Annotated in this window: 19 protein-coding genes; 12 read left to right on the top strand and 7 right to left on the bottom strand. The window is 72.0% G+C overall.

Annotated features, from left to right (window positions below; all coding sequences use genetic code 11):
- Nucleotides 1-37 precede the first annotated feature (37 nt).
- The gene (locus DA075_RS14345; RefSeq protein WP_232388282.1) at nt 38-988 is read right to left on the bottom strand and encodes a LysR family transcriptional regulator; all 951 of its coding nucleotides are present in this window, start codon (nt 986-988) and stop codon (nt 38-40) included.
- A gap of 352 nt (nt 989-1,340) precedes the next feature.
- On the opposite strand from DA075_RS14345, the gene argJ reads away from it, so the two are divergent.
- From argJ to DA075_RS14330, 3 genes are read left to right on the top strand one after another with little or no spacing between them, the layout of a single operon-like run.
- Entirely contained in the window at nt 1,341-2,582 is a 1,242-nt protein-coding gene (argJ, locus tag DA075_RS14340) for a bifunctional glutamate N-acetyltransferase/amino-acid acetyltransferase ArgJ (RefSeq protein ID WP_099953809.1), read from the top strand.
- Nucleotides 2,579-3,286, top strand: coding sequence for an SIMPL domain-containing protein (locus DA075_RS14335; protein ID WP_174800090.1), 708 nt, complete (start codon nt 2,579-2,581; stop codon nt 3,284-3,286). Before argJ ends, DA075_RS14335 begins: the two co-directional genes overlap by 4 nt.
- Nucleotides 3,287-3,325: 39 nt before the next feature.
- A complete protein-coding gene (locus DA075_RS14330) occupies nt 3,326-3,742 on the top strand; it encodes a (deoxy)nucleoside triphosphate pyrophosphohydrolase (protein ID WP_099953808.1) in 417 nt (138 codons plus the stop codon).
- Between the two features lie 3 nt (nt 3,743-3,745).
- Here DA075_RS14330 and DA075_RS14325 read toward each other — a convergent pair whose 3' ends face one another.
- Both DA075_RS14325 and DA075_RS14320 read right to left on the bottom strand, forming a co-directional pair.
- Complete coding sequence (locus DA075_RS14325; RefSeq protein WP_099953807.1) at nt 3,746-4,099, bottom strand: DUF427 domain-containing protein; 354 nt, start codon at nt 4,097-4,099, stop codon at nt 3,746-3,748.
- A complete protein-coding gene (locus DA075_RS14320; RefSeq protein WP_099953806.1) occupies nt 4,096-4,977 on the bottom strand; it encodes a methyltransferase domain-containing protein in 882 nt (293 codons plus the stop codon). The genes DA075_RS14325 and DA075_RS14320 overlap by 4 nt, the downstream gene beginning before the upstream one ends.
- Before the next feature lie 197 nt (nt 4,978-5,174).
- Between DA075_RS14320 and DA075_RS14315 the strand changes: the two genes are divergently transcribed.
- Nucleotides 5,175-6,071 (top strand): lytic transglycosylase domain-containing protein, encoded by an 897-nt coding sequence (locus DA075_RS14315; RefSeq protein WP_099953805.1) that lies wholly within the window; start codon nt 5,175-5,177, stop codon nt 6,069-6,071.
- Between the two features lie 106 nt (nt 6,072-6,177).
- The gene (locus tag DA075_RS14310) at nt 6,178-6,411 is read left to right on the top strand and encodes a hypothetical protein (RefSeq protein ID WP_099953804.1); all 234 of its coding nucleotides are present in this window, start codon (nt 6,178-6,180) and stop codon (nt 6,409-6,411) included.
- A 65-nt stretch (nt 6,412-6,476) separates the two neighbouring features.
- Here the strand turns inward: DA075_RS14310 and DA075_RS14305 are convergent, their stop codons facing one another.
- The 4 genes from DA075_RS14305 to DA075_RS14290 all read right to left on the bottom strand — a co-directional run bounded on the left by DA075_RS14305 (nt 6,477) and on the right by DA075_RS14290 (nt 10,440).
- On the bottom strand, nt 6,477-7,682 hold the full coding sequence (locus DA075_RS14305; RefSeq protein ID WP_099953803.1) for a pyrophosphate--fructose-6-phosphate 1-phosphotransferase: 1,206 nt from the start codon (nt 7,680-7,682) through the stop codon (nt 6,477-6,479).
- Nucleotides 7,683-7,830: 148 nt separating this feature from the next.
- Nucleotides 7,831-8,697: an enoyl-ACP reductase FabI gene (fabI, locus tag DA075_RS14300; RefSeq protein ID WP_099953802.1), complete on the bottom strand. Its 867-nt coding sequence runs from the start codon at nt 8,695-8,697 to the stop codon at nt 7,831-7,833.
- A 145-nt stretch (nt 8,698-8,842) separates the two neighbouring features.
- On the bottom strand, nt 8,843-9,778 hold the full coding sequence (locus DA075_RS14295; RefSeq protein WP_099953801.1) for a DnaJ C-terminal domain-containing protein: 936 nt from the start codon (nt 9,776-9,778) through the stop codon (nt 8,843-8,845).
- Nucleotides 9,779-9,990: 212 nt separating this feature from the next.
- A complete protein-coding gene (locus tag DA075_RS14290; protein WP_414468130.1) occupies nt 9,991-10,440 on the bottom strand; it encodes an RT0821/Lpp0805 family surface protein in 450 nt (149 codons plus the stop codon).
- A 145-nt stretch (nt 10,441-10,585) separates the two neighbouring features.
- On the opposite strand from DA075_RS14290, the gene pdxH reads away from it, so the two are divergent.
- From pdxH to DA075_RS14255, 7 genes are all read left to right on the top strand, one after another.
- Nucleotides 10,586-11,194, top strand: coding sequence for a pyridoxamine 5'-phosphate oxidase (gene pdxH / locus DA075_RS14285; RefSeq protein ID WP_099953799.1), 609 nt, complete (start codon nt 10,586-10,588; stop codon nt 11,192-11,194).
- Between the two features lie 164 nt (nt 11,195-11,358).
- Nucleotides 11,359-12,081 (top strand): SDR family NAD(P)-dependent oxidoreductase, encoded by a 723-nt coding sequence (locus DA075_RS14280; RefSeq protein WP_099956591.1) that lies wholly within the window; start codon nt 11,359-11,361, stop codon nt 12,079-12,081.
- Nucleotides 12,074-13,123, top strand: coding sequence for a hypothetical protein (locus tag DA075_RS14275; RefSeq protein ID WP_099953798.1), 1,050 nt, complete (start codon nt 12,074-12,076; stop codon nt 13,121-13,123). Before DA075_RS14280 ends, DA075_RS14275 begins: the two co-directional genes overlap by 8 nt.
- Nucleotides 13,120-13,584, top strand: a complete 465-nt coding sequence (locus DA075_RS14270) for an NUDIX hydrolase (RefSeq protein ID WP_099953797.1) — start codon at nt 13,120-13,122, stop codon at nt 13,582-13,584. Before DA075_RS14275 ends, DA075_RS14270 begins: the two co-directional genes overlap by 4 nt.
- Entirely contained in the window at nt 13,581-14,015 is a 435-nt protein-coding gene (locus DA075_RS14265) for a TIGR02301 family protein (protein ID WP_099953796.1), read from the top strand. The genes DA075_RS14270 and DA075_RS14265 overlap by 4 nt, the downstream gene beginning before the upstream one ends.
- 196 nt (nt 14,016-14,211) lie before the next feature.
- Entirely contained in the window at nt 14,212-14,475 is a 264-nt protein-coding gene (locus tag DA075_RS14260) for a hypothetical protein (protein WP_099953795.1), read from the top strand.
- A 76-nt stretch (nt 14,476-14,551) separates the two neighbouring features.
- A complete protein-coding gene (locus tag DA075_RS14255; protein WP_099953794.1) occupies nt 14,552-15,640 on the top strand; it encodes an SPL family radical SAM protein in 1,089 nt (362 codons plus the stop codon).
- The last annotated feature ends 60 nt before the right edge of the window (nt 15,641-15,700 follow it).

Genomic DNA, 15,700 nt, shown 5'->3' with positions numbered 1-15,700 from the left:
CGCCCACCCGAGCTAATGCACCGGCGGACGGGGCGCGTCACGCCTCCTGCAGGTCGTACAGGGCAGTGAGCTCGGCTTCGTCCAGGGTGACGCCGCGGGGAGCCAGCTGCTCGGCGAGCTGTCGCGACGCGAAGGCGATGAAGCTGCGGGTCTTGGCCGGCAAGAGCCGCGAGGTCGTGACGATGTAGACCGGGCTCGGCAGGCCCTGCCACTCGGGCAGCACCCGCTCCAGGCGGCCGCACTCCACGTCGGACTCGACGTCGATCGCCTGCAGGAGGCCGATGCCGTGCCCCGCGAGGGCCAGGCGACGGGCCATGCCCTGGCTGTTGCTGGAGATGGCGCGGCCGATCGGCGCCGAGACCATCTCCTCGCCCCGCTCCAGCGGCCAGGTGCTCGCCGCGGCCGTGCTCGACGCGGAGGGGACGCCGACCATCGTGGCCTGGTGCCTCGCGAGATCGGCCGGACGCTCCGGCCGCCCGGCCCGGTCGAGGTAATCGGGGGCGGCGAACAGGCCGTTCTCGAGCTGCGCCACCTTGCGGGTGATCATCGAAGTCTCCCGCGGCGCCCCGACGGCGAGCGCCAGGTCGTAGCCCTCCTGGGCAAGGTCGACGAGATGGGGCCAGAGATCGAGATGCACCCGCACCTGCGCGTAAAGCCGCGCATATTCCCCCGCGATGGCCGAGAGATGATGCACCACCCACGGATCGGGCGGCGCCGCGATCTTGAGAAGGCCGCTCGGCCCCCTCGCCTGGGCGATCAGCTCGTCGAAGGTGCGCTGCGCCTCTTCCACCAGGCGCGTCGCCTGCTCGTAATAGGCCTCGCCGTGCGGGGTCAGCACCAGCTTGCGGGTGGTGCGGTCGAGCAGGCGCAGGCCGATCGAGGTCTCGAACTGGGTGATGCGCCGGGAGAGGGAGGAGATCGGCACGTCGAGGGCCACAGCGGCCTGGCTGAAGCTCTTCCGTTTCGCGACCTCGACGAAGAGCGCCATGTCACGAAGGACTTGCGGGTGGGCCAAACGGGAACCTCCGGACGGCGGACGGGGGCGCGCGACCGCGCCCTCCGAGCCTGATCCTCTAGATAATAATCTGCAACTCTAGATAAGGAAACTCCGTCTCGCCCCTGCGTCAGCCGTTTGGCGAAAAACGCCTTTCATCGTCTCCGCTTCGAGCGTGCGGTTGGCGCGAGCGCGATGACGCCGGCTCTTCAACCCGAACATGCACAACTGCCAATGCAACCGGTGTTGCGGTCGAGGCTCCGGCGCGGTTGACGCAGGGCGCCTTGACGGGGCAACACCGCGGCGCCGACGCGGACGACGAGGCGTCGGCGGACCGGAGCCCCGCATGTCTCACCCCGTCTCGCCGCTCGCGCCCAAGCACCAGCCCGCCCTGCCGCCGATCGCCGGCGTGCGCCTCGCCACCGCGCAGGCCGGCATCCGCTACCGCGGCCGCACCGACGTGCTGCTGGTCCTGCTCGATCCCGGCACCCGGGCCGCCGGCGTCTTCACCCGCTCGAAATGCCCTTCGGCGGCGGTCGATTGGTGCCGCGAGACCCTGCGCGGCGGGCAATCGGCCCGGGCGCTGGTGGTCAATTCCGGCAACGCCAACGCCTTCACGGGTCTCAAGGGCCGCGAATCGGTGCGCCTCACCGCCGAGATCGCCGGCAAGGCGGCGGATTGCGCACCCGGCGAGGTCTTCATCGCCTCGACCGGCGTGATCGGCGAGCCGCTCGACGCCACCAAGTTCGACGGCGTGCTGGCCGACTGCGCCGGCCGCACCGGCCCCGACGCCGAGCGCTGGGCCGAAGCCGCCCGCGCCATCATGACCACCGACACCTTCCCGAAGCTCGCCACCCGCCGGGTGCGGCTCGGCGGGGCCGAGGTGACGATCAACGGCATCGCCAAGGGTGCCGGCATGATCGCCCCCGACATGGCGACGATGTTGTCCTTCGTGTTCACCGATGCCGACCTTCCGGCCGGGGTGCTGCAGGCGCTGCTTACTCGCGGCGTCGCCAAGAGCTTCAATTGCTGCACGGTCGACGGCGACACCTCGACCTCCGACACCCTGATGCTGTTCGCCACCGCCAAGGCCGGCAACGCCCCGGTCGCGTCCGTGGAGGATCCGGCCCTGGCCGAGTTCGCGCAAGGACTCGACGACCTCCTGATCGAGCTGGCCCAGCTCGTGGCCCGCGACGGCGAGGGCGCGCGCAAGTTCGTCACCGTCGAGGTCGGGGGCGCGACCGACGATGCCTCCGCCCACCGGATCGCGATGTCGATCGCCAACTCGCCGCTGGTGAAGACCGCGGTGGCGGGCGAGGACGCCAATTGGGGCCGCGTGGTGATGGCGGTCGGCAAGGCCGGCGAGCCCGCCGACCGCGACCGGCTGGCAATCTGGTTTGGCGACGTGCGCGTCGCCGTCGAGGGCGCCCGCGATGCCGGCTACGACGAGGAGGCGGCCTCGGCGGCGATGCGCGGCGACGAGGTGACGATCCGGGTCGATCTGGGTCTCGGGGCCGGCGCCGCCCGGGTCTGGACCTGCGACCTCACCAAGGCCTATGTCGAGATCAACGGGGATTACCGCTCGTGAGGGCGGTCGCGATCCTTCTGGCGCTCGTGCTGGCGGCGCCTGCCCTCGCCGAGGAGGCGCCCGGCCGGATCAGCGTCGTCGGCCGGGCGAGCCGGGAGGTGGCGCCGGACTTCGCCACCGTGGAGGTCGCGGTGGAGAGCCGCGGCCCGAATCCGGCCGCTTCCCTCGACCAGAACTCGGCCGCCACCCGCAAGGTGGTGGACCTCGCCGGCGAGTTCGGCATCGTGGGTCCCGACCTCGCCACGGCCTCGGTGTCCCTGCGTCCCGCCAGCAAGACCGTGCGCGATCCCGGCGGGCAGATGCGGGACGTTCCCGACGGCTACCAGGCCACCAACGCGGTCTCGGTGCGGGTGCGCGATCTCAAGCGCCTCGGCGCCCTGATGCGCCGCCTGCTCGACGGCGGGGCCAACCGGATCGGCGGCGTTGCCTTCGGGCTGTCGGATCCCGGCCAGACGGAGAATGCCGTCCGGGCCGACGCGGTGCGGGACGCCCGTCGCCAGGCCGAGACCCTGGCGGAGGCGGCGGGCACCCGCCTCGGCCGCCTCGAGAGCATCGTCTCGCCGCCGCGGGAGGGCGCGCCGGCGCCGGTGCACGCCCGCGCCTTCGCCGCCAAGGCCGCCCCCGGCGGCCTCGCCGTGCCGGTCGAGCCCGGCACGCTCACGGTCGAGGCCGCCGTCGAGGTCACGTACACGATCGCGCCCTGACGGGCGCGACCTCCCCCCTTTCAGGCGAGCCGCCCCCGCATGGCAGATCCTCTCAAGCTCCTCCTCGTGGTGGCGGTCGCCCTCGTCGACACGGACGGGCGCGTGCTCCTGGCACAGCGCCCGCCCGGCAAGCAGCTCGCCGGCCTGTGGGAGTTCCCGGGCGGCAAGATCGAACCCGGCGAGCGGCCGGAGGAGACGCTGATCCGCGAGCTCGCGGAAGAGCTCGGTATCGCCGTGAAGGCCGATTGCCTGGCGCCTCTCAGCTTCGCCAGCCACGCCTATGAGAGCTTCCACCTCCTGATGCCGCTCTATGTCTGCCGGCGCTGGGAGGGGTTCGTGCAGTCGCAGGAGGGGCAGGCGCTCAAATGGGTGCGCCCGCGCGACCTCGCGAGCTACCCGATGCCCCCGGCGGACCTGCCGCTGCTGCCGGCGATCGTCGACCTGCTGGGGCCGTGACGCTCAGTCCCTGAACTCCTCGATCGCGTCGACCTTGCTCGGGTAGAATGCCAGGTACTCCTTGATCGCCGCCACCGCGGGAAACGGCGCCTCGTAGCTCCACACCGCATTCGCCCGCTCGACCCCGCCTGCCGTGAGCGAGTAGTAGCTCGCATCGCCCTTGTGCGGGCAATGCGTGCGGTGCTCGGTGCGCGCGAAGAGGTCCATCTCGGCATCCTCCCGCGGGATGTACTGCACCGGGGCCAGGCTGCCCTCGCGCAGGGTGAGCGCCCGGGTGGTCTCGGCGACGATTGTGCCGCCAAGCATCACGCGGATACGGTGCGGGTTCGGCGTGATCGTGATCGGGTGGTCCGTCATGACGGCTCCTTGCGTTCGACGGTGCCGAGGGCGTCGGCCAGCCGCGCCTGGGCACTGCCCGGCCGCAGCGGCTTCTGCTGGCTCTCGTGCGGCACCCAGCCCGAGAGCCAGATCAGCTCGAAGGTCGCGCGCAGGCGCCCGTCCGGATCGGCGAAGCGCTCGGCGTAGAGGGCGGCAGCCCGCATCAGGGTCTCGCGGCGCAGGCGGCCGCGGCGCTCCCGCAGGGCGTTGGTGAGCCCCATGGCGCGCAGGTCGCGCATCAGCACGAAGGGATCGCCGTAGCGCACCGTCACGGTCTCGACATCGGTCACCGGCAGGGCGAAGCCGGCGCGCTGCAGGAGCCCGCCGAGGTCGCGCACCTCCGCGAAGGGCGCCACCCGCGGGCTCAAGCCCCCCTCGACCTCGCTCTCGGCCTGGGCGAGGACCTGGCGCAGCTCCGTCAGCGTGCGGCCGCCGAGCAGGCAGCCGACGAACAACCCGTCCGGCTTCAGCGCCCGGCGGACCTGGACCAGTGCGCCCGGCAGGTCGTTGGCGTGCTGGAGCGCGAGCAGCGACACCGCGAGGTCGAAGCTCCGATCCGCGAAGGGCAGCGCCTCGGGGTCGCCGGCCGCGATCGCAAGGCCGGGGCTGCCCGGCTCGGGAACGGGGGCGAGACGCGTGACGGCGCCGGCCCGGCCGCTGAGCCGCAGCCAGGTCGCCGCCGCCGGCACCGGGGTGGCGAGGTCGAGGGCCTGGGGAAATTCCCGCAGCACCGCGCCGAGACGGTCCGACAGATCGTCGACCGCCCGCGCGACCAGGAAGTCGGCGAAGCCGGCGCGGCGGGCGCGGGCGAGGCGCTTGCGGATCAGGGCGGAGTCGAACAGGAGCGGCGAGGACATCGCCCGCTAGATGGCGCGGACCCGCCCCCGGCGCCAGGGCCTCAGCGACACGAGTCACCGCAGGAGCCCTTTCCCGCAAGAGTCCCTTCTCCGCAAAAGTCCCTTCTCCGCGAGAGTCCCTGCCATGGGCACCCGAAACACCTCCGCGACGATCGCCCCTTGCCGAATTGGTCAGGAAATCCGGTAAAGGTGCAGGCGTGACCCGCCTCGTCCTTCTCCTCCTCGTCCTGACCCTCGCCGTCCCGGCGCTAGCGGCCAGGGCCTATGCCGCCCCCGCGGCGCCCGCGCCGGCCGCCTCCGCCGCCGAGAGCAGGGAGGAGACGGTAGAGCAGGCCCTGTGCCGGCTGATCGAGGGCGCGGCCAAGTCCAAGGGGTTGCCGGTCGCCTTCCTGACCCGGCTGATCTGGCGCGAGAGCAGCTTCCGACCCAGCGTCGTCAGCCGGGCCGGCGCGCAGGGCGTGGCGCAGTTCATGCCCGGCACGGCGCAGGAGCGCGGCCTCGCCGATCCGTTCGATCCCGAACAGGCGATCCCGGCGGCGGCGCGGTTCCTGATCGACCTGCGTGGGCGCTTCGGCAATCTCGGCCTCGCGGCGGCGGCCTATAATGGCGGGCCCGGCCGCGTCTCCGCCTGGCTCGCCGGCACCGGCGGCCTGCCGGCCGAGACCCGCGCCTATGTCGCGGCGATCACCGGGCGCAGCGCCGAGGACTGGGCCGCCGCCGCCAAGGCCGAGCCGAAGAGCGACCTTTCCGAGCCCGAGGACACCCGCTGCCTGCAGGTCACGGCGGCCTTGCGCATCCGCGGGCGCACCGAGACCTTCTTCGCCGAGACCGCGGCGGCGCTCGCGCCCTGGGGTGTCCAGCTCGCCGGCAATTTCTCGAAGTCGATCGCCCTGGCGAGCTTCGGCCGGGCCCGCGACCGCTACGCGGCGATCCTCGGCGACGTGCGCCCGATGATCATCGGCACGCGGCTGCGCCACCGCGGCACGCGGGCCTTCTACCGCATCCGCGTCCCGTCCGAGACCCGCGCCAGCGCCGAGGCCCTGTGCGGCCGCATCCGCGGGATCGGCGGCGCCTGTATCGTGCTGAAAACCTGAGGTTGACGGTTCCTCACCCAAACGGGTGATGACAGGAGGTGAGCGGCCCTGTTTCGTTCACAAGGCGACATCTGTCGCGTGGCGGACGAGCAGGGAGGGAAGCCCCATGAAGTTCGGCGATAGCGTGCCCCGCTGGGCGCGGAGGCGGGTCGAGCGGCATCTGGCGCGCCACGGTGACGGCAAGGTGGTCCGCTGGATGTCGTTCACAACGGAGCACCCGCGGGTTCGGGCCGAGGCGGAGCCTTTCGAGACCGGCGGAAACGTCCTGCCCTTCCTCCGCCGGAATCCGGTCGCGGAGGACGGCCGCGCGACTCCGGCCCTCGACGCGACGGGGTCGTGATTCTGACCTAGAGTTATAGGATGCCGGCCCCGGAGGATGGCGCCGGCTCCTCTTACCCCGGCGCGCTACGGCCGGCCCTGCCCGATCTGGTCCAGCAGCGCGGCGAACCATGGCGCGGCCGGATCGAAGGCCTTTCCGCCGCGGATGCGCGGGAACTCGATCGCCCGCAGGCGGCCGCCCTGGTCCTCGTCGTGGCCGATGACGCCGGAGACGCCCTTCAGGCCGCACTCGACCGCGAGGTCGACCATGCCCTGGATCAGCCGCAGGTCGGCCGGGTTCGGCGCCGCCGAGCGGCAGAAATGGCCCGACTTCACGACCAGGGTCTTCTCCGCCCCGATCATCGGCGCGAAGCGATCGGCGAACCACTTGCCGACATTGATGGTGTCGATCTTGACGTGGCCGAACGGATCGCGGCCCAGCACCTCGCCGCGGCCCTCGATCTCCGCCACGATCTCGTCGAGGCCGGCGCCCTCGCTCAAGAACACCGTGACGCAATCCTTGGCGTCGAGCCGCTCTTTGAGCCGCGCGGCCTCCCGCTCGATGTCGAGGGGCATCTCCGGCAGGTAGACCGCGTCCACCTCCTTGTGCGCCCGCTCACACCCGAATTCCGGCAGGAAGGCGGTGCGGTCCAGGCGCTCGCGGTAGGCCCGGGCCGTCGCGGCGGTGAGCCAGCCGCATTTGCGGCCCATGATCTCGTGGACGATCAGCATGCGCGGGTTGGCGCTCTGCTCGTTGACGATGTTCTCGGCGAAGATCGCGCCCTGCTCCGCCGCCGTCCAGGCGCCCAGCGTCTGGCGGATCGGCACCACGTCGTTGTCGATGGTCTTCGGCAGGCCGACCACCGTCAGGTGGTAGCCGTTCGCCTCCAGATAGGCCGCGAGATCGGCCGCCGTGGTGTTGGTGTCGTCGCCGCCGATCGTGTGCAGGATCGTGATCCGATCGTGGGCGAGCCGCTCGGCCGCCACCTTCAGCGGGTCCTGCCCCTCCTTGACGAGGCCGCGCTTCACGCAATCCTTGACGTTGGTGAGCTTGATCCGGCTGTTGCCGAGCGGGGAGCCGCCGTGGCGCAGGAGCACCTCGGCTTGAGCCCGCACCTCCGGGGTGACGGGGAGGTGGTCGCCCAGCAGCAGGCCCTTGTAGCCGCTGCGATAGCCGATGATCTCGGCCTCGGGCGCGAGGTCGGTGTAGCGGGCGATCAGCCCGCCGACCGCCGCCGACAGGCAGGGGGCGAGGCCACCGGCGGTGAGCATGGCGATCTTCTGGGTGGACATGGTGGGCTCCGCATGACGACGCGAGGTCCACATTGGGCCGGACGGCCCGCCGGTCCAGCCCCGAATCCCAGTGTCTCTCGCAAAACTCCCGTTACCGCCGCTGCTCGCCCTGGCGACGTCGGCGGAGCGGGAGTTTTGCGAGGTGCACTCAATCCTTGTCGAGGCTGAGGTCCGGCGCCTCGGGATTCTTCATGCCGACGACGTGGTAGCCGGCATCGACGTGCAGGATCTCGCCGGTCATGCCGCGGGACATGTCGGAGATCAGATAGGCGGCGGTCTCGCCGACCTCGTCGATGGTCACCGTGCGCCGCAGGGGAGCGTTGTACTCGTTCCACTTCAGGATGTAGCGGAAATCGCCGATGCCCGAGGCGGCGAGCGTCTTGATCGGGCCGGCCGAGATCGCGTTGACGCGGATCTTCTGCGGCCCGAGATCGGCCGCGAGGTAGCGTACCGACGCTTCGAGCGCCGCCTTGGCGACGCCCATCACGTTGTAGTGCGGCATCCACTTCTCGGCGCCGTAATAGGTCAGCGTGAGCAGGGAGCCGCCGTTGCGCATCAGCTTCTCGGCGCGCTGGGCGATCGCCGTGAACGAGTAGCAGGAGATCAGCAGCGACTTCGAGAAATTCGCCTCGCTGGTCTCGATGTAGCGGCCGGTCAGCTCGTCCTTGTCCGAGAAGGCGATGCAGTGGACGACGAAGTCGATCCCGTCCGGGAAGTGGCGGCCGGTGGCCTCGAAGGCCGCATCGATCGAGGCCGGGTCGGTCACGTCGCAATGGCCGACGACCGCCGCGTCGAGCTCGCGGGCGAGGGGCTCGACGCGCTTCCGCAAGGCCTCGCCCTGATAGGTGAAGGCCAGCTCAGCGCCATGTTGGCGCGCGCTGCGGGCGATGCCCCAGGCGATCGAGCGGTTGTTGGCGACGCCGAGCACGAGGCCGCGCTTGCCGGCGAGAAGCCCGGTCTTGAGGGAGCCGGCCTGCCCGTCTTCCTGTACCTGTGCCCGGTTCGAGTCAGCCATGAGTCACCCAAAGAACAGCCGCCACGGGAGGCCGACGGCGGCCAGCTGGACCCGGCCGTGCATGGCTCCCCAGCGGTTTCCTTAACCGACGCCCGCGGGCGACGGAAGTGCGCCGGCTCCGGTAAAGCCGCGGACGCCCTCAGGTTCAGCTCGTCGCCGTTGCGGCCCGGCGCTTGCGGGCGAACTCGGTCAGGGCCTCGTCGGCGCTGGCCGGCAGGGTCACGGCGATCGTGGCCAGCAGGTCGCCGCGGGTGCCGTCCTTCTTCGGCAGGCCCTTCCCGCGCAGGCGGAACACCCGGCCCGAGCTGGTCATGGCCGGGATCTTCATCTCGACCGCGCCGGTCAGGGTCTGGATCCGGATCGGCCCGCCCAGCACCGCGTCCTCGAGCGGAACCTCGGCGGTGGTGCGCAGGTCCGAGCCTTCGACCTGGAAGCGCGGATCGGCGCCGAAGCGGATGGTCAGCAGCGCGTCGCCCGGCTCGGCGCCGTGGGCGCCCGGATAGCCGAGGCCGCGCAGGCGGATCACCTGCCCGTCGACCACACCCTTGGGCACCACCACGTCGACCTCGCGGCCGCTCGGCAGGTTGAGGCGCAGCTTCGCCTCACCTGCGACCTGATCAAGGGTGACGGTCAGCTCGGCCGCGACGTCCTCGCCCTTCTGGGGCGCGGCGCGGCCGGCGCCGCCGGCGGTGCGGAACGCCTCGCCGAACAGGTGCGAGAAGATGTCCTCGCCAAAGCCGCCGGCCCCTCCGCCGCCCGCACCACCGCGGGCCCGGGCCATCGACTCGAAGTCGAATCCAGCCCCGCCGCCGCGGCCGGCGCCGCCTCCGCCGAACCCCTCGAAGCCGGTGAAGCGGGGCTTGCCCTCGCCGTCGATGGCGCCGCGGTCGAACTGCTCGCGCTTCTTGGCGTCGCCCAGGATCTCGTAAGCCTGGTTGACCTCGGCGAAGCGGTCCTGCGCCTTGGCGTCGTTCTTGTTGCGATCGGGGTGGTAGGCCTTGGCGAGCTTGCGGAAAGCCTTCTTGATGTCCGCCTCGTCGGCCGAGCGGCTCACGCCGAGTACGTCGTATGGGTTGCGCATGGCGATCCGATGGCGATTCGAGCGGCGCCAGCCCGGGGCATGACCGCCTGAGCGAAGCCGCTGCGTGAAAACGATGAGCCTTATCTGGCGACCGTGTTGCTGGATTGCAACGCAGGCGGCGCAGGAGAGGTCAGGTTACGTCAGTTCCCGCAGGAGCGCCATTTCTCTCGGCACCGCTTCACGGGTGCCGCCAACTCCTGGCGCCGCCCGGCTCAGCCCGGCTTCGTCGTCGTCTTCAGGCTCTTCAGCTCCCAGGCCCCCCCGGAGGGCCGGCAGCCGGTGCCGCGCACGAAGCGGTTGCCCGAAGGCCCGATCACCGAGGCCAGGAAGCCGCGGCAGATCTCGTCGTTCTTCACGAAGGGCAGCCCGGTCGGGTTGACCATGCCGCGCATGCCCGAATCCGGGTTGTCCCATTTCACCGGCTGGCCGTTGCCCTGGGGATCGAGCGCCACGGAGAGCGCCGCCTTGGCGCGGCGCCAATCCTCGCCGGACAGGTCCGAACCGAAGTTCTTCGGCGCCGCGGGCTCGATGCTGCCGGTGCTCTCCGGCTCCGGCGGCGCCACGTCCACCTGCGGCGTGAACATGATGAGCGGCTGGCTGCAGCCGCCGCTCGCCAGGACGCTGCCCAGGGCGCTCGCCGCGACGACGAGCCCGAGCGTCACCGAACCGACTTTACATGCACCGCGACGCATTACACCTGTTCTCACGACCGGACGGCCCGCCGCGACGCATGAGGATGCGACGCCGGCCCGCCCCCGGTTCCGGTTGTCACATTGGCACTGAAGCCACTTGGGTAAGGACGATGCCGTGGACGGGTTAACGAAAGATGATTTCACCCAGAACCCGGATCCCTGGGGCCTGTTCCGGCAGTGGTTTGCCGACGCGCAGGCCTCGGAACCCGAGGATCCGAACGCCATGGCGCTCGCCACGAGCGGCGCCGACGGGCTGCCGGACGTGCGCATCGTGCTCCTGAAGGACGCCGACGAGCGCGGATTCGTGTTCTACACCAACACCTTGTCGATGAAGGGGCTGGAACTCTCGGACAATCCGCGCGCCGCCCTCGTGCTGCACTGGAAGAGCCTGCGCCGCCAGGTGAGGGCCCGCGGCACCGTGACGAAGGTCGAGGACGCCGAGGCCGACGCCTATTTCGCCACCCGCGCCCGCGACAGCCGCCTCGGCGCCTGGGCGAGCCGCCAGTCGCAGCCCCTCGACAGCCGCGAGACCCTGATGCGGGCCGTCGAGGAGGTGGGCGCGCGCTTTCCCGGCGAGACCGTGCCGCGCCCGCCCCACTGGACCGGCTACCGCATCGCCCCGGTGACGATGGAGTTCTGGCAGGACGGCGCCTATCGCCTGCACGACCGGGTCCGCTTCACGCGCCGGGACGGAGGCTGGCAGGGGACCCGGCTCTATCCCTGATCGGTGACGCGCCGGAGCTTTGCTGCGGCGCGGCGAGCCCTGGATTTCCGGGGCGCCGGGCCCTACCCTGGGGCTCTCCGCGCCGCGCGCCAGCCGCCGGCGCCCCGCACCGGACATCCCGAGGAACGGCCGTGGCCCAACCGTCGAACGAACGCCGCCGCGTGATGCTGCTCACCGGCGCGAGCCGGGGCATCGGCCACGCCACCGTCAAGCGCTTCTCGGCGGCGGGCTGGCGCGTCATCACCTGCTCGCGCCACTCCTTCCCGGAGAATTGCCCGTGGGAGATGGGGCCGGAGGACCACCTCCAGGTCGACCTCGCCGACCCGGACGACACGATCCGCGCCGTCAAGGAGGTGGCCGGGCGGCTCGAAGCCGAGGGCGGGCTGCTGCATGCCCTGGTCAACAACGCCGGCATCTCGCCGAAAGGCGCCGGGGGTGCGCGGCTCGGCGCGATCGACACCCCGTTCTCCGACTGGCAGCGGGTCTTCCAGGTCAACTTCTTCGCCCCGATCCTGCTCGCCCGGGGCCTGTGCGAGGAGCTGACCCGGGCGCGCGGCTCGATCGTCAACGTGACGTCGATCGCCGGATCGCGCGTCCATCCCTTCGCGGGGGCGGCCTACGCCACCTCGAAGGCGGCGCTCGCCGGCCTGACCCGCGAGATGGCCTCCGATTTCGGCCCCCTGGGCGTGCGGGTGAACGCGATCTCGCCCGGCGAGATCGACACCTCGATCCTGTCGCCGGGCACCGACAAGCTCGTGGCGCAGATCCCGCAGCGCCGCCTCGGCACGCCCGACGAGGTCGCCAAGGCGATCTACTTCCTGTGCACCGAGGCCTCGTCCTACGTGAACGGCGCCGAATTGCACATCAACGGCGGCCAGCATGTCTGAGCGGCGGGCATTCGCCGTCGCGCTCGCCTGCGGCGGCCTTGCCGCCCTGCTCTCCGCGGCGCACGCCGCTGCCGAGCCCCGGGTCACGCTCCTCGACCTGCCGTTCCGGGTGACGCAGCTGCGCGATGCGGGCAGCGAGGCGGCGCTGGCCGTCACGACCGCCGGGCTGCCGCAGCTGCCGCGCAAGGCCGGCCCGGTCGCGGTCGTGTGGGGCGAGGGCGGCGCGGCCGTCCTGACGCTGTCGGGCAACCGGATCGCGGTCGTGTCCCTTCCCCTCGACGCGATCGAGGGCCTGACCGTCGGCGAGACGCCGAAAGGCGCTCTGCCGGGCACGCGCCGGGTGCTGGCGGGGCCGGTCAGCGCCTACCTGTCGGGCCCGAGCCGCGGGCCGGACGGGCGCCCGGGCGCCGCGGGCGTGACATTGCGCGAGCGCCAGACGGTGACGATGAGCGCCGACCCGAAGCCCGTGCCGGTGGTGACCGCGACGGTGCCGCCGGGGAGCGGTGCGGTGTTCTCCGCCGATACCCTGCGGCCGGTCGAGATCGACGGGGCGCTCCACCTGCTGGCGCTCGGCGAGCACCCGGAGGGCACCGGGCTCTCGCTCATCGGGCGCCAGGACGGCACCTGGCGGGTCCGGGCCGAGACCCCGTCCGAGCCGGGTCCCCTCGCCCTCGCGGCCGACCTCCCGGGCCCGACGCCCGGCGCCGTGCTGGTGCGCGGCGCGGAGGGCCGGCTCGAACACTGGAGCCTCGCGGGCGGCAAGCCCACACGGCTGGCGCAGGGCGGCAAGGGTGGCGACGGCAAGGGGGCTGACGGCAAGGGGTTCGCGGCCCCCGGTGCCGTCCTCGGGAGCGAGCTGGTGGTGGCGTCCCGCGACCGCGCCGCCCTCGCCTATGTGTCGCTGAAGGACCTGACCGAGCGCGCCCGCGCGAGCCTGCCGGCGCCGGTCGGGGCCGGCCTCGCGGTGCTCGGCCGGCAGGTCGTGGTGGCCTTGGCCGATGGACGGCTCGCCACGGTGCAGGATGGGGATGCGCAGCCTTGAATGCGGATGCCGAGGACCCGGCCTGGCGCCGCCGCTACCCCCTTCGCCCCTTCCTCGCCGCCTCCGCGGCGGTGGTGCGCGACGGACGGGTCCTGCTCGCCGCCCGCGGCCAGGCGCCGATGCGCGGGATCTACACCCTGCCGGGCGGACAGGTGGAGGTGGGCGAGAGCCTGGCCGAGGCGGCCTTGCGCGAGCTGCTCGAGGAGGTCGGGGTGGTGGCCGAGGTGGTCGCGGGCCTGGACCCCCTCGAGGTGATCGAGCGCGACGCCGACGGCGCGGTGCTGCACCATTTCGTGATCCACCCCCACGCCGCCCGCTGGCGCCACGGCGAGCCGACGACCGGGCCGGAAGCCCTCGACTTGCGCTGGGTGACGCCGGCGGAGGCGCGCGACCTGCCGACCACCCAGGGCTTGCACGGGGTGATCGCCCAGGCCCTCGCGGCGGTGGGAGACGGGGCATGAAGCGCGCCGTCATCCTGGCCGCCTGCCTGGCCGCGGCGATGCCCGCACTCGCCCAGACCCGGCCGAAGCCCGCCGCTCCCAAGGCGCCCGAGAAGGAGGCTCCCGCCCCTCCCCCGCCGGCCGACGCACCGGCGCCCTATGACCGCGACCTCCTGCGCCTGTCGGAGATCATCGGCGCGCTGAGCTTCCTGCGCGAATTATGCGGCAACCCCGACGCGCCGGAATGGCCCGCCCGGATGAAATCCCTGCTCGATGCCGAGGGCACCAGCCCGGGCCGGCGCGACCGCCTGGCCGGGGCCTATAACCGCGGCTATGGCGGCTACGCCGTCACCTACCGGGTCTGCACGCCCTCGGCAGTCGAGGCCGCCACCCGCTTCATCGCGGAGGGCGAGCGCCTGTCGGTCGCCCTGGCCGGGCGTTTCGGCGGCTGACCGCCTCCCTGTTGCGGGATCGCCACAGCTGTGGCGCCCGTGTCGAAGAGGGAGGCATTCTCGTGGCGCTGTTAACCTCTTCGCAATTCCTTGCTGGCCCGCCGCCGGGCGAGAGCCTATGAGTCACGTCATCACACGAGGCCGCTGCGGATCCGAGACCGCCGTTCTCACCAGAGACCCGATCTCAAGGCTGTCGATGACCGAATTCGAAACCCACGACCCCGCGCTCGATTCCGATCAGGACGCGAAGCGCGCCGCCCTGAGCTACGTCTCGGAGGCCTTCGCGGAAGGTTGCCTGGACGGGATCGACGGCGACTGCATGGCCCAGGCCGCCCTGTTCGCGGCCTTCCAGGAGCTGGTCCAGACCTACGGCGAGGAAGCCACCGCGCGCTACGCGGAAGGCTTTCCCGAGCGGATCCGCGGCGGCACCTACACGGTGCGGCCCCAAGCGCGGCATTAACCTTCGGCCGTCACGCCCGTGCCGCGGCGGCGTTAGCGATCGGGATCCGGAGAAGAGCCCCGCGCGTTCGCGGGGCATGACATTCCACGATCCCGCTCCCGCCCGCATGGCCCGCCTCTGGCGCCCACGCCGGGTCGTCGTCACTGCGGCGGCGCGGGAGCACGCCCATGGACGGGCGATCATGGCCCGCGCCGAAGCCCTCGGGCTCACCGTCGAGGCGCTGCCCGGCAACCGCCTCACCGGCCTGCGCCATCCGGACCCGCGCCGGGCCTATATCGAGGCCAAGAACACCCTCGCGGTGGTGGTCGCCCCGCCGACCAAGCTGAAGCTGCAGCCGATCCCGCCGAGCGCCGATTGGCGCGTCGACCTCGCCGAGGGCTGCCCGGCCCATTGCCAGTATTGCTACCTCGCCGGCTCGCTCTCGGGGCCCCCGGTGACCCGGGTCTACGCCAACCTGCCCGAGATCCTTGACAACCTCGCCGCTTACGCCGGCCAGGGCGGCGTCACCTCGGCGAATGCGGAGCGCGCGCATGAGGGCACAACCTTCGAGGCCTCCTGCTACACCGATCCCCTCGGCATCGAGCACCTGACCGGCTCCCTCTCCGCGGCGATCCGGCATTTCGGCGCCTGGAACGCGCCGGTGAGCTTGCGTGCCACCACGAAGTTCGCGGCGGTGGAGCCGCTGCTCGGCCTGGAGCATCGGCGCCGCACCCGGCTGCGCTTCTCGGTCAACGCCGCTTCGGCCGCCCGCTACGAGGGCGGCACTGCCCCCCTGCGCGACCGCCTCGCCGCGATGGGCGCGGTCGCCCGCGCCGGCTATCCCGTGGGGCTCACGGTCGCGCCGATTCTACCCGTTCCGGATTGGCGCGCGGCCTATGCCGACCTGTTCGCGCGCGCCGCCGCGGAACTCGACGGCGTCCGGGACCTCGACGTCACCGCGGAGCTCATCACCCACCGCTTCACCCCCGGCTCGAAGGAGGTGCTGGCGGGCTGGTATCCGGGCTCCGACCTGCCGATGCGGGAGGACGAGCGCAGCCGCAAACTCACCAAGTTCGGCTCGGTGAAGTACGTGTTTCCGGCCGAGCTGATGCGGGAGATGCGGCAGGGCCTCACGCGCGACCTGTCGGAGCGGCTGCCGGCGGCGCGGGTGCTGTACTGGACGTGAGATCGGTCAGATCAGGGTGCCGGTGGAGGCGGCGGGCGAATCGGGCAAACACGGAATGGA

Source organism: Methylobacterium currus (genome assembly GCF_003058325.1).
GTDB classification, from domain to species: domain Bacteria; phylum Pseudomonadota; class Alphaproteobacteria; order Rhizobiales; family Beijerinckiaceae; genus Methylobacterium; species Methylobacterium currus.
Note: the sequence above shows the minus strand (reverse complement) of the source record. Positions and strands in the feature narration are given on the sequence as shown.